Below are 15,576 nucleotides of genomic sequence, written 5' to 3'. Positions count from 1 at the left end.
TCGACTCCGGCTTCGCGGACGCGACGCGGCGCCGGCCGCGCATCACCGCCGAGGACTACGGCCAAGAACTGCGCCGAAATTAGCAACGATTCAGCACCGCTTCAGGACGCACGCGGTTTGCTTCACTAACCTGTACGGCAATACCGGCAATACTCATCGCTCGATCGGCGCGGGCGGCGCACGCGCGCCATGCGCGGTCCGCGCAAACGGCGCATGCTGAAACCCGCTTTGCGAAGAACCCGCTCGCGTCACCGTTGCCGCGATGCAGCGGCGACGCTCGCCAGGAGATAGACCTTGCTTCCACCTTCCACTCACGACATGGCCCCTGCCGCCGTCCGGACGGGCGCTCCGCGGACGGCCTCGCCGCACGCCGAGCGTCTTCGCGCGCAGATGCCGCGATGCGTCGTCGGCCATGCGATCGGGCGCGCGACGCGCCGCGGCGGCCGCGCCGATGCGACTGGCCGGCACACGCGCGGCCGCCTCGCGCAACGCCGGCGGAATCGATGATGCGCCGGCCCCTGATCCTTGTTTGCGCGGGCATCTCGGTCGTCGGCGCGCTGGCGGCCGGTTACCTGATGTGGCAGCCCGCGATCGCACCAGTCGAGCGCCCCGCCGCATCGTCATTCGACCCCGCGCTCAGGCAGGAAGGCGCGCGCGTCGTCGCGCTCGGCGATTGCGTCGTCTGCCACACCGCGAACGACGGCCGGCCGTTCGCGGGCGGCCGCCCGCTCGCGACGCCGTTCGGCACGATCTTCGCGACCAACATCACCCCCGATCCCGAAACCGGCATCGGCGCGTGGTCGATCGATGCATTCGCGCGCGCAATGCGTCACGGCGTTTCGCGCGACGGACATCTGCTCTATCCGGCGTTTCCGTACGTCCATTTCACGCGGATGACGGACCGCGAGATCCTCGCCGCCTATGCGTACCTGATGAACCGCGAGCCGGTGAAGGCAACCGCGCCGGCGAACCGGCTGATGTTCCCGTTGAATTTCCGTCCGCTCGTCGCGTTCTGGAACGTGCTCTTTCCGCGTCCCGGCACGCTCGCGGCGGACGCGTCGAAGACCGTCGAATGGAATCGCGGCCGTCATCTCGTCGATGGCCTCGGGCACTGCGCCGCGTGCCATTCGCCGCTCAATGCGATCGGCGGCGAGCAGTCCGGCCGCGCATTCGACGGCGGCCTCGTCGACGGCTGGGACGCGCCCGCGCTCAACCGGCTGACGGGCGCGGCGCGCCCGTGGACGCGGGACGCGCTCGTGACCTATCTCGGTACCGGGCGTTCGAGCGAGCACGGCGCCGCGGCGGGTCCGATGCTGCCCGTCACGCGCGAGCTGGCGACGTTGCCGCGCGAGGACGTCGACGCGATCGCGACCTACCTGCTGTCGCTGCAAAAGCCGCAGACCGGCGACGCGCCGCACGCGATTCCGGTCGAGGCCCGGTCGATGACGGAGCCGGCGCGGCGCGGCGCGACGATCTTCGCCGCGTCGTGCGCGCAGTGTCACGGCCCAAACGCGCCGATGCAATCGATCGGCGAGCGCCCGAGCCTCGCGCTCAGCACCGCGGTCAACGCGGACACGCCCCGCAACCTCGCGCAAATGATCATCGGCGGCATCACGTGGGAAGGCGAACGGGCCGTCAACTACATGCCGCCGTTCGGCGACGTCTACAGCGACGAGCAGATCGCCGATCTCGCGCAGTACGTGCGCGCCGCCTATTCGAGCCGCGGGCCGTGGACGGGCGTCGACGCGACGGTCTCGACGCTCAGGAAGGAGAACGCATCCCGATGATTCAATTAACCGTGAACGGCGTCACGCACGCGCTCGACATCGATCCGTCGACGCCGCTGCTCTACGCGCTGCGCGACGACCTGAACCTGCACGGCGCGAAGTTCGGCTGCGGCCTCGGACAATGCGGCGCGTGCACGGTCATCGTCGGCGACCGGCCCGTCTTCTCGTGCCTGCTGCCCGTCGCGTCGATCGGCGCGCGGCCGGTCAGAACGATCGAAAGTCTCGGCAGCGCCGAGCGGCCCGGACCTTTGCAGAAGGCCTTCATCGACCATCAGGCCGCGCAGTGCGGCTACTGCATCGCAGGCATGATCATGCGCGCGCAGGCGCTGCTCGAACGCCATCCGAAGCCGACCGAGCGCGAGTTGCGCGCGCACATGGAGCCGAACCTCTGCCGCTGCGGCACGCACACGCGGATCCTCGCCGCGATCCGCCAGGCGGCCGGCATCGCGCCGCCCTCCGGCACCGCCGCCGCGAACGCGGCCACGAACGCGGCCACGAACGGCAAAGGAGCCGCGCATGAAGCATGACGACGCCGATTTCGATCCGCGCCGCCGCCAGTTCCTGCTGTCCGGCTCGCTGTTCGTCACGTTCAGCCTCACGCCCGCCGCGCCCGCGCTCGCGCAGATGGTGATCGCGGACGAAGGCGCGGCGGTCCGCATCTCGAAGGCGACGCAGGCGCTCGCCGGCAGCCTGAAGACGAACCCGTTCCTCGACGCGTGGATCAAGATCGATCCGAGCGGCAAGGTGACCGTCTTCACCGGCAAGGTCGAGCTCGGCACCGGGGTGCGCACCGCGCTGCTCCAGGTCGCCGCCGAGGAGCTGAACATGGCGCCCGCGCTGATCACGTTCCTGACCGCCGACACCGGCGCGTCGCCGGACGAAGGGCTCACGGCGGGCAGCCACACGATGGCGGACAGCGGCAGCGCACTGCTGAACGCGGCCGCGCAGGTGCGCGGCCTGCTCGTCGATGCGGTGGCGCGCCGCCTCGGCGTCGCGAGCGACACGCTCACGACGCGCGACGGCGTCATCGCCGCCCGCGACGGCCGTCGGATGACCTTCGGCGAGGCGGTCGGATTCGTCGACCTGCATCGCACCGCATCGGCCGCGTCGCCGCTGAAGAACCCCGGCACGTTCCGCGTGATCGGCACGTCGCTGCCGCGTGTCGACATTCCGGCGAAGGTGTCGGGCGGCGCGAGCTACGTGCAGGACATGTGCCTGCCCGGCATGCTGCATGCGCGCGTCGTGCTGCCGCCCGTCTACGGCGCGCGGTTGGAGGGTTTCGACGAAGCGAACATGTCGCGGCTGCCGGGCGTCGTCAGGATCGCGCGCGACGGCAGCCTGCTCGCCGTCGTCGCACGCGGCGAGTGGCAGGCGGTCAGCGCGCAGCGCGCGCTCGCCGCGACGTGCCGCTGGAGCGCCGGCCGCGCGCTGCCCGATCGCGCGACCGTGCATCGGGATCTCGAGCGGATCGCGACGCAGCGGATCGACATCGCGACCGTGCGCGCGCCGGCCGGCGCGACCGTGAAGACGCTGAACGCACGCTATACGAAGCCGTATCTGATGCACGGCTCGATCGGTCCGTCATGCGCGATCGCGCAATTCGACGCGGGCAAGTTGACGGTCTGGACGCATTCGCAGGGCATCTATCCGCTGCGCGATGCGCTCGCGGAACTGCTGTCGCTGCCGAAGCGGCAGGTTCGCTGCATCCATGCGGAAGGCTCCGGCTGCTACGGCCACAATGGCGCCGACGACGTCGCCGCGCACGCGGCGCTGATCGCCCGCGCGATGCCCGGCCATCCGATCCGCGTGCAATGGATGCGCGAACAGGAACACACGTGGGATCACTTCACGCCGGCGATGGTCACCGAAGTCAGCGCGTCGCTCGACGCGAGCGGCAAGATCGTCGACTGGCGCTATGCGCTGTGGAGCAGCTCGCACAACGAACGGATCGTCAATGCGGGCCGGCTCGTGCCGGCGACGATGCTCGAGCATCCGTTCATGCCCGCGCCGTCGGTGCCGATGGTGCAGCCGGAAGGCGGCGGCGACCGCAATGCGATTCCGCTGTACACATTCCCGAACCTGCGCGTGACGAACCACTTCTCGCCGACGATGCCGCTCAACACGTCGGCGATGCGCTCGCTCGGCGCGCACATGAACATCTTCTCGATCGAGAGCTTCATCGACGAGCTCGCACAGGCCGCGCAAGAAGATCCCGTCACGTTCCGCCTGAAGCACATGCAGGATCCGCGCGCGCGCGACGTCATCGCACTCGCCGCGCAGCGCTTCGGCTGGCCGCGCCCGCGGCGGCGGCCGGGCCGCGGCGTGGGCTTCGCGTTCGGCCAGTACAAGAATCTGATGGCTTATGTCGCGATGGCCGTCGAGATCTCGGTCGTGCGCGAGACGGGACAGGTCATGCTCGAACATGCGGAAGTCGCCGTCGATTCCGGCCAGATCGTCAATCCCGATGGCGTGCGCAATCAGATCGAAGGCGGGATCATTCAATCCGCGAGCTGGACGCTGTACGAATCGCTGCAATACGACACCGCGCGCATCCGCAGCTTCGACTGGAGCAGCTATCCGATCCTGCGATTCTCGGCCGCGCCGAGCCGGTTGAACGTGCATCTGATCGATCGCCCCGGCATGCCGTTTCTCGGCGTCGCCGAAGCGGCGATGGGGCCGACCGCGGGCGCGATCGCGAATGCGCTGTTCGATGCGACCGGCAAGCGTCTGCGCGATATGCCGCTCGGCGGCGACAAGCTTCGCGAGCTGATCGAAGCGTGACGCCGCGCGTGTGCTTGCCGGTTGGCTCGGCTGGCTCGGTTGGCTCGGTTGGCTCGGTTGGCTCGGCTTACGCGGCGCGTTCGGTTCGTGCGATTGGCCCGGCGGACGGCATTGGGTCGATCGACGCAGCGCGCTCATCGCGCCGCGACGCGCGGCGTGCGCGTCGCGGCGTCGAAGCGGCGCGCATAGCCGATGCCGCGGCGAGCGTATCCGCCCGCCGCGGCGATCACGGATCGGCCGGCAGCGTCGCGACGAGATCGAACAGCCGGCGGACATCCCGCGCGCGCAAAGCCGGATCGAAGTGCGCGGCCAACGCCCGCAGCGTGTCGGCGGCTTCGTGCGCACGTCCGTCGGCCAGCAGCAGCCGCGCCTGCGCGATCGTCGCGCGCAGCGTCCGCGTCGCCGCGCCCTGCGCGCGCGCCAGATCGTTCGCCTCCCCAAAGCAAGCATGCGCCGCGTCGAAGCGGCTCGCGTCGACGCCGTCCGGCCCATCTCGCGCCTGTGCCCGCGCATACGCGACCGCGCCGAGCGCACGCCGCACTTCCGGCAGAAACGGCGCCTCGCCGCTGCTGCGGCAATGCGCGAGCGCGTCGTCGCGCTTACCGCACTCGTCAATCGTCCCGCCGTCGAGCAGCGCGCCGACGAGGCTCGCCGCGAGCTCGATGCCGAGACGCGGATTGCCGTCCGGCGAGAACGCCCAGTCGAATGCGCTGCGCGCGTCGTCGAGCGTCTGGCGCAGCGCCGACGCGTCATCGATCCGCGCCCGCACGCTGCCGGCCGCGCCCGCGTCGAAGCAGGCAGTCAGATAACGCGCATAGCGGGCGGCGATCTGCTGCCGCTCGCCTTCGGCCATCAGCTTTTCGAGTGCGTACGCGCGCGTCGACTCGGGCAGCCGGTATTTGGCGACCGGCCCGTCGAATTCCACGGCGACGAGCGATTTGGCGACGAGCTCGTCGATCGCGGCGATCACGCCTCCGATCGTCAGATCCGCATCGCAAACGACCGCACACATCGCATCGAACGTGAACAGCCCGCCGAACATCGCGAGCCGCCGGAACACGGCGCGCGCGTGCCGGTCGAGGAGCGCGAAGCTCCAGTCGAACGTCGCGCGCAGCGTCTGGTGGCGCGGCAACGCGGTCCGATGGCCGCCGCAGAGCAACGCGAGTCGATCGTCGAGGCGGCGGTACACGCCGTCGAGACCGAGCGTCGCCGCGCGCGCGGCCGCGAGTTCGATCGCGAGCGGAATGCCGTCGAGCCGGCGGCATATTTCGCCGGCGACACGAATTTCGGCGGACCGCGTGCCGAGCGTGCGCCGCAGCGCGTTCGCGCGCGAGAAGAACAGCCGGACGGCCGAATGCGCGAGGATGTCGGCGTCGTCCGCGTCCGCGGCGGGCACGTCGAGCGGATCGACCTGAAACACCGCCTCGGGCACGATCCGCAGCGGCTCGCGGCTCGTCACGAGCACACGCAGCGCATCGTTCGTCGCGATCAGCGTCTCGACGATCGCGGCCACGTCGGCGATCACCTGCTCGGCGTTGTCCAGAACGAGCAATCGGCGCGGCCCCGCGAGCGCGCTCGCGATTCGTGCCGCGTCGCCCCCGGAGCCGGCCGACGACACGCCACAGGACTCCGCGAGCGCCGCGAGCACCGTCGCCCTGTCAGTCGACGCGGCGAGCTCGACGAAGCACACGTCCGCCGCGCCGGTCGCCGCATAGCCGCGCGCGACCTCGATGCCGAGGCTCGTCTTGCCGATGCCGCCCGCACCCGTCAGCGTCAGCACGCGGGTGCGATCGAGCATCTCGCGCGCTTGCTTCACGTCGTCGTCGCGGCCGATCAGACGGATCTTCTGCATCGGCAGCCCGCGCATCGCCGATGCCGGCGTGCACGGCGCGTCCGCGACGGCCGCTTCCCGCCGCCGCTGCACCAGTTGATAGCCGCGGCCGGGAATGGTGATGATGAGATCGCGATCCCGTCCGAGCGCCTTGCGCACCGCGGACAGATGCACCTGGATGTTGTTTTCCTCGACGACGGTATCCGGCCAGACGACCTGCATCAGCTCGTCCTTCGTCACGAGCCGCCCGTCGGCCGACGCGAGCGCCGCGAGGATGTCGAACGCGCGCGAGCCGATGTGGACGATGTCGCCGTCGTCCGTGAGGACCCGCCTGTCCATATCGAGTTCGAAGCGACCGAGCGCGATCGTGGCTTCTGCAGACATGTCTATCAGCGCGAGTAGTGAATGAATCGATACGAAATGAGCACTTCCGGACCGAGCGCGAACGCATGCGAGGAGCCCGCTCGAATCGGTTGAGCGGCGCGCCGCCCGCCCTCCGGGTCGATGCTTGGCCGCACGCGACGCATGCAGGATCGGGCAAGCCGGCGCGCGCGATCCTCTATGGCGGCGCATGAACGGGCGACCAGCGCGTTCCCATTCGTCATCGGGCGCGATGTCCGCGCCCTCGGCATCGCGCTGTCATCCGTTCGAACCCGCTCGCGCTCGGCATGCGCGTCATCGAATCGATCGGGCCGATGCTCCGCCGCGGGCGACGCAACCAGGCGCGTCGATCGAGCGCTGCGAAGCGGCGACGCGCGACGCGACCGTCACGTCACGCGCCGCACGCGGTCATACCGCCCAGCACGAGCAGCCGAGCGCGCCCCAGAAGCTCTTCAGATCGGCGACCGGCAGCTTGCTGCTCCACGCGGTCGCATGCCGATGCGCGTGAATGCCGCAATTGTTCGCGCATGCGCATGCCTGCGCCGCATGCCGGACGACCTGCTGCAGCGACGCGCCGCCTGCTTTGTCCGCCCATCCCGCATAGCCGCCGAACATGCGCGCGGGCGACCAGTCCGGCATCGCGGGCGGCGGCGCGCCTTCGTCGACATCGGCGAACGGCCCCGCGCCGTACACGACCTTGCCGCCGACGACGGTCAGCAGCGACGTCGTATCCGCGATATCGGATTCCGCGCACGCGAAGAAGTCGCGATCGGGCACGATCAGATCGGCGAGCTGCCCGACCTGAATCCGGCCTTTCTTGCCGACCTCGTTCGAGAACCACGTGACGTTCTCGGTCCACATCCGCAGCGCGGTCTCGCGATCGAGACAATTCGCACGCGGGTAGAGCGACATGCCGCCGACCGTCTTGCCGGTGATCAGCCATGCCAACGAAACCCACGGGTTGTACGACGCGACGCGCGTCGCGTCGGTGCCGGCCGACACCTTGACGCCCTTGTCGAGCATCCGCCTGACTGGCGGCGTCGCTTCCGCGGCGCCCGGGCCGTAGCGCTCGACGAAGTACTCGCCCTGATACGCCATCCGGTGCTGCACCGCGATCCCGCCGCCCAGCGCCGCGATCCGGTCGATCGATTCCTCGGAAATCGTCTCCGCATGATCGAAGAACCAGTTGAGGCCTTCGAGCGGAATGTCCCGATTCACGCGCTCGAACACGTCGAGCGCGCGGCTGATCGTCTCGTCATAGGTCGCATGCAGACGCCACGGCCAGCGATTCTGCGCGAGCACGCGCACGACCGCTTCGAGCTCGCCTTCCATTTCGGCCGGCAGATCGGGACGCGGCTCGCGGAAGTCCTCGAAATCGGCCGCCGAGAACACCAGCATCTCGCCCGCGCCGTTGTGGCGGAAATAATCGGTGCCGTCGTGGTACTTCGACGTCTCGGTCCAATTCAGGAAGTCCTGCTTCTCGTCCTTCGGCTTCTGCGTGAACAGGTTGTACGCGAGGCGGATCGTCAGTTGTCCGTCCTTCGCGAGCTGCTGGATGACTGCGTAGTCGTCCGGATAATTCTGGAAGCCGCCGCCCGCATCGATCGCGCCCGTCACGCCGAGCCGGTTCAGCTCGCGCATGAAGTGCCGCGTCGAGTTCAACTGGTATTCGAACGGCAGCTTCGGCCCCTTCGCGAGCGTCGCGTACAGGATCGCGGCATTCGGCTTGGCGAGCAGCAGCCCGGTCGGGTTGCCGGCCGCATCGCGCATGATCTGGCCGCCCGGCGGCTCCGGCGTGTCCTTCGTATACCCCACCGCGCGCAGTGCCGCGCCGTTCAGCAGCGCGCGATCGTACAGATGCAGGATGAAGACCGGCGTGTCGGGCGCGACCGCATTCAGTTCGTCGATCGTCGGCAGGCGCTTCTCGGTGAACTGATGCTCGGTGAAGCCGCCGACCACGCGCACCCATTGCGGCGCGGGCGTGACGGCCACCTGGCGGCGCAGCATGGCCATCGCGTCGGCCAAGCTGCGCACGCCGTCCCAGCGCAGCTCCATGTTGAAGTTCAGGCCGCCGCGGATGATGTGCAGATGGTTGTCGATCAGGCCCGGCAGCACGCCGTTGCCTTGCAGATCGACGAGCCGGGTGTTCGGCCCCGCTGACGCGAGCACTTCGTCGCCGCCGACGGCGACGAATCGGCCGTCCTTGATCGCGACCGCGCTCGCGGTCGGATTCGCGCGGTCGAGTGTCGTGAAGCGCCCGCGATGCAGGATCAGGTCGGGGGTCGGTTGTGCGGCAATGTCAGCCATGGCGCTGCTCTCCGGGTTGCGAATCGGGTTGACGGGCGGCCGCGGCCCGCGCGGGTGCGCTCGGCTCGTTCGGCGCCTTCGGGCAGGTCGGCAGTTGGCCGAACATGTGCGGTTTGACCTGGTGCTGATACCACGAGGCCGATGTCTCGGCGTTGCCCACCAGCCGCTTGACGAGCGGCGGCACCTGCTCGCCGGCGAGAATGCCGAGCAGGCCGACGAGTGCGATCACGGGAGGCGCCGGCGAGCGCACGTTGAATACGCCGTAGATGATGCCGACGAGCAATCCCATGGCGAGCGACAAAACATAGACTTTCATGATGGGGAATCCGAATGAAGTGGCCGTCTGCGTCGTCGAGATGCGAAGCAGGCGCGCGAGCGACGGACATGCGCCCGGCTCCCACGCGTCTCGGCGTCTCGGCGTCTCGATCCGTCGCGACGGACTATCGCATTTGCAAACGTCCTCGTATTGAACGTTAGTCGCCAGATTTGAACGATAGCGATGCGGCGCGCCGCTTCCGGACCCACACGCGGCATCGGCGGAAACGATGCGGCGGCGCAGCAGCGTCGGCTTCGGCTTCGGCCGCGTTCGCGCCGCATGTGCGCGAACGCGCGACGTTCATCGGACTCCTCGCCAAGTTTGCGCACTATTCTTCAAGACGGCCGGACATTCACCGTCTAGCATCCATCCCGCAGCGAATCGTTGGTTCTCGGCAGGCCCGCTCTTCCACGCGAACCGCCGGAGCGCGAACCGTCCGCTCAGCCTCGACGCATCGCGCGATTTCGCCGGCGCGCGGCGCGTTCGCACTCGATCCCGAAACGATGCGCGCGATGCGCGCGATCGCAGCGCATCAAACGTCTTTCTTCAATCCCGCCTTGAACGGCGTCACCCGGAGACTGTCATGTCCGATCCGAAGCTCGAAGTCCTCACTCCGCACAACAGCCAGATGATCTTCATCGATCAGCAGCCGCAAATGGCGTTCGGCGTTCAGTCGATCGATCGCCAGACGCTGAAGAACAACGTCGTTGGGCTTGCGAAGGCCGCGAAGCTCTTCAACATCCCGACCACGATCACGACCGTCGAATCGGAATCGTTCTCCGGCTTCACGTATCCGGAGCTGCTCGACGTGTTCCCCGATCACACGTTGCTCGAACGCTCGTCGATGAACTCGTGGGACGACCAGAAAGTGCGCGACGCGCTGAAGGCCAACGGACGCAAGAAGATCGTCGTGTCCGGCCTCTGGACGGAAGTCTGCAACACGACGTTCGCGCTGTGCGCGATGGCGGAAGGCGGCTACGAGATCTACATGGTCGCCGACGCATCGGGCGGCACCAGCAAGGACGCGCACGACTTCGCGATGCAGCGGATGATCCAGGCGGGCGTCGTGCCGGTCACGTGGCAGCAGGTGCTGCTCGAATGGCAGCGCGACTGGGCGCACCGCGACACGTACGACGCCGTGATGAAGCTCGTGAAGGAGCACTCGGGCGCGTACGGCATGGGCGTCGACTACGCGTACACGATGGTTCACAAGGCGCAGCAGCGCACCGCGAACGCGCACGACGTGCTGGCGCCGGTTCCGGCGCGCTGATCCGGGGGCGGTCGAGCGCGGCGCGTCCGTCGTGCAGGCGGACGCGCCGGCGGTTTCGGCCGTCGTTCTCGTCTCCGTTTTGGTTTCCGATTCGGTTCTCGGCCGCCGATTCAATCGAGTTCGTCGCCATCTGGCCGCGCACGCAAGCGCGCGGCCGTCTCGCGCGTGCAAGCGCGAGTTCATCCCGCGTACACGAGCACGCGATCGCTTCCCCGCCCCATCCGTCCGGATATAAAAAACGCGCGCACAAGCAGCAACGCAACCGCGCGCCGACAATCCGTCGCGTCACGAATTGCTCGTCGCGAGCGCGACCTCGGCCGTCATCGCCGACACGCCCCCGCCCGGCGTAGCGGGTCACCCCACGCCGGACGTGTTCGCGCGGTGGCGACGCAACCGCGCGCCATCGCACCGGCGGCGCGCCCGCCTCGGCGTCGAGGCGCACGCCCGCGCATTCCTTCAGCCGTCGAGCGCATCGGGCATGCGCTCGGCGAGAAACGCGATGAACGTCCGCACCTTCCGCGAATGCCGCCGGTTCGGCAGATACGCCGCATAGACCTGCGCGCCGCCGCCCGGCGGCGTCACGCACCACGATTCGAACAACGGCAGCATGCGGCCCGCGACAATGTCGTCGTGCACGAGCCACGTCGGCACGAGCGCGATGCCCTGCCCGCTCAGCACGCTTTCGCGCAGCACGTCGAGGCTGTTCGCCGTCAGCCTGCCGTTGATTTCGACCTTGTCCGATTGGCCGTCCCGGCTGAACGTCCAGCTCTGCCGCCCCTGCCGATACGGGAAACGCAGGCACCGATGCGACGCGAGATCGCCCGGCGCGACGGGCGTGCCCATCCTGTCGAGATAGTCATGGCTCGCGACGACGATGCGTCGATTCTCCATCAGCTTGCGCACGACGAGGCCGGGATCCTGAGACGGCGCGCCGATCCGCACGGCGACGTCGATGCGGTCGGTCGCGAGATCGAGATAGGCGTCCGACACGACGAGATCGAGCGACACGCGCGGATATTCATCGAGAAACGCCGACAGATGCGGGCCGAGGACGATGCGCGCATACGTGACGGGCACCGATACGCGCAGCGTGCCGACGGGCTCGCCGCCGGCGTCGGCCACGCTCTCGTCGGCCTCGACGAGTTGCGACAGCAGGCCGCCGACCTGGTCGAGATAGGTCGCGCCGGCGTCGGTGAGCGTCACGTGGCGCGTCGTGCGCGTGAGCAGCGTCACGCCGAGCGACGCCTCCAGCGCATCCATCAGCCGCGTCACCGACGACGTCGCGGTGCCGAGCTGCCGTGCGGCTTTCGAGAAGCCGCCCGTGTCGGCGACGACGGTAAAAGTCTGCAACGCAAGTAGCTTGTCCATATCGTTCCTATTGCGAATCGCGCAACGCCGGTTTGCTTTTTGCCGGCATTCTGCATCTTATCCGCGCCGTCTACGCTGTGCACATGCCAATCGCAAGGAGCGGACGATGTCTTCGATCGCCATTCAGGTCACGCACGACTTCACGTGCCCGTGGTGCGCGGTCGGCGAGTCCAATCTGCGGCGCGGCATCGCGGAAAGCGGCGTGCGCGAGCCCGTGATCGTCACGTATCGCGCATTCGAAGTCGATCCGTCACTGCCGAACGAAGGCGCCGATCGCGCCGCGTACCGCGTGCGCCGGCTCGGCAGCCCGACGCGCGCGCGACAGGCCGATGCCGACGCCGCGCTGGCCGGCAGGCGCGCGGGCGTCGCGTTCGATTTCGACCGCATCTCGATCATGCCGAACACGCTGCTCGCGCACCGTCTGCTGAACTTCGCCGCGACGGCCGGCGACGACGATCGCGCAGGCGCGCTGTCGTCGGCGATCTTCGACGCGTACTTCGCGCGCGGGCTCGACATCGGCGATCGCGACGTGCTGCTGCGGCTCGCCTCGCAAACCGGCCTCGATCCGTACGCGGTCGACGCGTATCTCGCGTCGGACGCCGGCGTCGCGGCGGTCAGGCAATCGCGCGTCCGCGCGCTGCATGACGGCATCCGGCTGCTGCCCGCGTTCGCGATCGGCGACGAGCGCATCAGCGGCGCGCAACCGGCGAACGTCTTCGCGCGCGCGTTGCGCGCCGCGACGCCGCGCGAAACGCCGCCGGACGCGATTCAACTCACGGAGGCACACTCATGAATACCCGACAACAACATCGTGCGGTGATCGTCGGCGGGTCGCTCGGCGGCCTGTTCGCCGCGACGTCGCTCCGCTCGATCGGCTGGGACGTCGACGTCTTCGAACGCTCGCCGCACGACCTCGACAGCCGGGGCGGCGGGCTCGTCCTGCAGCCGGACGTGCTCGACGCGTTCCGGTTCGGCGGCATCGACTACACCGGACCGCTCGGCGTACGAAGCGAATATCGTCAATTTGTCGACGCCCGCGGCGACATCGCGCAGCGCCAGCGAATGCCGCAGACGCAGACCGCGTGGAGCATGCTCTACGGCACGCTCAAGGCGAGTCTGCCCGCCGGGATGATCCGCTCGGGCGTCGCGTTGACCGACATCGTCCGGGAAGACGCCGAAGTCCGTGCGCGCTTCTCGGACGGCGCGGACGTGCGGGCCGATCTGCTGATCGGCGCGGACGGCCCCGATTCGACGACGCGCCGTCTGCTGCTGCCGGGAAGCCTTCCCGCCTATGCCGGCTACGTCGCATGGCGCGGCCTCGTGCCCGAGCCGCGCCTCGACGCGGCAGCGGCCGCGCAACTGACGAACGCGTTCACGTTCCAGCAGGAAGCGGGGCATCAACTGCTCGCTTATCTGATTCCCGGCGAAGACGGCTCGACCGTGCCGGGCGAACGGCGCTGGAACTGGGTGTGGTATCGCCGGCTGCCCGCGGGCGACGCGCTGCGCGCCGCCCTCACCGATCGGCACGGCATCGTCCGCACGCACTCGATCCCGCCCGGCGCGATGAGCGACGCGCAGCGCCGCGGCCTGCTCGACGACGCCGGCATGCAACTCGCGCCCGCGCTCGCGGCGCTGGTCGCGGCAACCGACGCGCCGTTCATGCAGATCATCCAGGACTACCGGACGCCGCGCATGGTGTTCGGCCGCGCTGTGCTGCTCGGCGACGCGGCGTTCGTCGCGCGGCCGCACACGGGCGCAGGCACGGCGAAAGCGGCGACGAACACGGTGTCGCTCGCACGCGCGATCGATGCGTCCGGCGGCGACGTCGATCGCGCGCTCGCCGCCTGGCAATCGACGCAATGGCAATACGGCGTGCAGTTGACCGACTGGGGCATCGCGCTCGGCAAGCGGATCACGGGCGTCTTCGACGCCGCGCACGCGGCGTGACGCGAGCCGCGCGGCGTCGAAGACCGCGATCGCGGACCCCGCGTACCGGGCATCGCCCGCGCGGAATCGGCGTCCGTCACGATGGCGACACGCATCGATGGACGCGCCGCCGCCGCGACGCATGCATTTCGCGGCGTCGTCACGCGCGGCGCGCGGCCGTCCGTTCAGTGGTGAGCCGGGTTCGTCCGACGAAGCGCCGAAGCAATCGCCTCGACGCATTTCGTTTCAACTCGATTCGGCATGCGACGACGCGCCGCCGCCATCGAGACGGGGCGCGTCCCGCAGCGCCGGCGAACGGCGCCGCACAGCCATGATCAGGCAAGACTCGGATAATCGACGTAGCCGGCTTCGGCCCCGCCGAAGAACGTCTGCGGATCCGGCGCATTCAACGCATGCGCGCCGCGCAGCCGCGCCGGCAGATCCGGATTCGCGATGAATGCGCGGCCGAATGCGATCAGATCGGCGCGCCCGGTCGCGATCGCCTGCTCGGCGCTCGCCGCGTCGTAGCCGCCCGCGAGCATCAGCACGCCGCGATACGCGCGCCGCAGCGCGAGGATCAGCGCATCCCAGCGCGGATCGACCTGCTCCTCTTTCGTCGTGCCGACCACCGCCGGCTCGACCAGATGCAAATAGGCGAGCGGCCAGTCGTTCAGGCGCCGCGCGATGTAGCCGAACGTCTGCTCGGGCGTGTCGTCGCCCATGCCCATGAATCGCCCCATCGGCGTCAAGCGCACCGCGACGCGTTCCGCGCCGATTTCGTCCGACACCGCCGCGACGATCTCCAGCAGGAAGCGCGCGCGACGCTCGGCGCTGCCGCCGTACACATCGGTTCTGCGATTGCTGTTCGAATTGATGAACTGGTCGATCAGATAGCCATTGCCCGCATGAATCTCGACGCCGTCCATGCCCGCGGCGATCGCATTGCGCGCCGCCCGCCGGAAATCGTCGACGATCGCCTCGATCTCCGCGACCGTCAGCTCGCGCGGCACGGGCACGTCGGCCCATGCGCCCGCGCCGTCCGCATCGACGATGAATGTCTTTCCGGACGCCGCGATCGCGCTCGGCGCGACGGGCGGCACGCCGTCAGGCTGAAACACGGGATGCGATACGCGCCCGACATGCCACAACTGCAGGAAGATCGTGCCGCCGCTCGCATGAACCGCGCGGCTCACCGCGCGCCAGCCATCGATCTGCGCGTCGGTGTGGATGCCGGGCGTCCATGCGTAGCCCTGCCCCTGCTGGGAAATCTGCGTCGCCTCCGTGATGATCAGCGCGGCGCTCGCACGCTGGCGGTAATACTCGGCGTTCATCGGCGTCGGCACGTTGCCCGGCTGCCCGGCCCGCGAGCGGGTGAGCGGCGCCATTGCGATGCGATGCGGCAGCACGCGGGTGCCGACCTTGATCGGCTCGAAAAGATGGTCGTGCATGACTCTTCTCCGGTGTGTTTTCACGTTGCACACGTCGCCCGAATGGCGCGCGGCCTGACCGAAGCATAGGGGCCGCGACATGCCGCGGGAATGCGGCGCCGCTGCAATCCGGCGTTGCGTCTGCGGCAAAGACGGCATGCACCGGATACGCACGGCGGCGC

The 15,576-nt window shown here is 69.1% G+C and carries 11 protein-coding genes; 6 read left to right on the top strand and 5 right to left on the bottom strand.

All coding sequences use genetic code 11. From position 1 onward, the window contains the following. Window positions 1–503: 503 nt before the first annotated feature. From WS70_RS21220 to WS70_RS21210, 3 genes are read left to right on the top strand one after another with little or no spacing between them, the layout of a single operon-like run. Window positions 504–1,787, top strand: a complete 1,284-nt coding sequence (locus WS70_RS21220) for a c-type cytochrome (RefSeq protein ID WP_059597338.1) — start codon at window positions 504–506, stop codon at window positions 1,785–1,787. Then, window positions 1,784–2,314 (top strand): (2Fe-2S)-binding protein, encoded by a 531-nt coding sequence (locus WS70_RS21215; RefSeq protein ID WP_059468850.1) that lies wholly within the window; start codon window positions 1,784–1,786, stop codon window positions 2,312–2,314. The genes WS70_RS21220 and WS70_RS21215 overlap by 4 nt, the downstream gene beginning before the upstream one ends. Further along, window positions 2,304–4,568 (top strand): xanthine dehydrogenase family protein molybdopterin-binding subunit, encoded by a 2,265-nt coding sequence (locus WS70_RS21210; protein ID WP_059597337.1) that lies wholly within the window; start codon window positions 2,304–2,306, stop codon window positions 4,566–4,568. The genes WS70_RS21215 and WS70_RS21210 overlap by 11 nt, the downstream gene beginning before the upstream one ends. 226 nt (window positions 4,569–4,794) lie before the next feature. On the opposite strand, the gene WS70_RS21205 is transcribed toward WS70_RS21210, so the two are convergent. The 3 genes from WS70_RS21205 to WS70_RS21195 all read right to left on the bottom strand — a co-directional run bounded on the left by WS70_RS21205 (window position 4,795) and on the right by WS70_RS21195 (window position 9,403). Beyond that, on the bottom strand, window positions 4,795–6,783 hold the full coding sequence (locus WS70_RS21205; RefSeq protein WP_059597336.1) for an ATP-binding protein: 1,989 nt from the start codon (window positions 6,781–6,783) through the stop codon (window positions 4,795–4,797). 405 nt (window positions 6,784–7,188) lie between these two features. Then, entirely contained in the window at window positions 7,189–9,087 is a 1,899-nt protein-coding gene (locus WS70_RS21200) for an amidohydrolase (protein WP_059597335.1), read from the bottom strand. Next, window positions 9,080–9,403 (bottom strand): XapX domain-containing protein, encoded by a 324-nt coding sequence (locus WS70_RS21195; RefSeq protein ID WP_059597334.1) that lies wholly within the window; start codon window positions 9,401–9,403, stop codon window positions 9,080–9,082. The genes WS70_RS21200 and WS70_RS21195 overlap by 8 nt, the downstream gene beginning before the upstream one ends. A gap of 583 nt (window positions 9,404–9,986) precedes the next feature. Here WS70_RS21195 and WS70_RS21190 point away from each other — a divergent pair. After that, window positions 9,987–10,673 carry a hydrolase gene (locus WS70_RS21190; RefSeq protein ID WP_059597333.1) on the top strand — a complete coding sequence of 229 codons (687 nt, stop codon included), beginning with the start codon at window positions 9,987–9,989 and terminating at the stop codon, window positions 10,671–10,673. Window positions 10,674–11,129: 456 nt separating this feature from the next. Here the strand turns inward: WS70_RS21190 and WS70_RS21185 are convergent, their stop codons facing one another. Further along, window positions 11,130–12,041: a LysR family transcriptional regulator gene (locus WS70_RS21185; protein WP_059597332.1), complete on the bottom strand. Its 912-nt coding sequence runs from the start codon at window positions 12,039–12,041 to the stop codon at window positions 11,130–11,132. On the opposite strand from WS70_RS21185, the gene WS70_RS21180 reads away from it, so the two are divergent. Together WS70_RS21180 and WS70_RS21175 are read left to right on the top strand one after the other, a co-directional pair. Continuing rightward, window positions 11,995–12,834, top strand: a complete 840-nt coding sequence (locus WS70_RS21180; RefSeq protein ID WP_226382929.1) for a DsbA family oxidoreductase — start codon at window positions 11,995–11,997, stop codon at window positions 12,832–12,834. The two genes, WS70_RS21185 and WS70_RS21180, sit on opposite strands and share 47 nt — an antisense overlap. Next, entirely contained in the window at window positions 12,831–13,988 is a 1,158-nt protein-coding gene (locus WS70_RS21175) for an FAD binding domain-containing protein (protein WP_059597330.1), read from the top strand. The genes WS70_RS21180 and WS70_RS21175 overlap by 4 nt, the downstream gene beginning before the upstream one ends. 314 nt (window positions 13,989–14,302) lie before the next feature. Here WS70_RS21175 and WS70_RS21170 read toward each other — a convergent pair whose 3' ends face one another. Then, entirely contained in the window at window positions 14,303–15,415 is a 1,113-nt protein-coding gene (locus WS70_RS21170; RefSeq protein WP_059597329.1) for an alkene reductase, read from the bottom strand. Window positions 15,416–15,576 lie beyond the last annotated feature (161 nt).

This window comes from Burkholderia mayonis (genome assembly GCF_001523745.2).
Taxonomy (GTDB): domain Bacteria; phylum Pseudomonadota; class Gammaproteobacteria; order Burkholderiales; family Burkholderiaceae; genus Burkholderia; species Burkholderia mayonis.
Note: the sequence above shows the minus strand (reverse complement) of the source record. Positions and strands in the feature narration are given on the sequence as shown.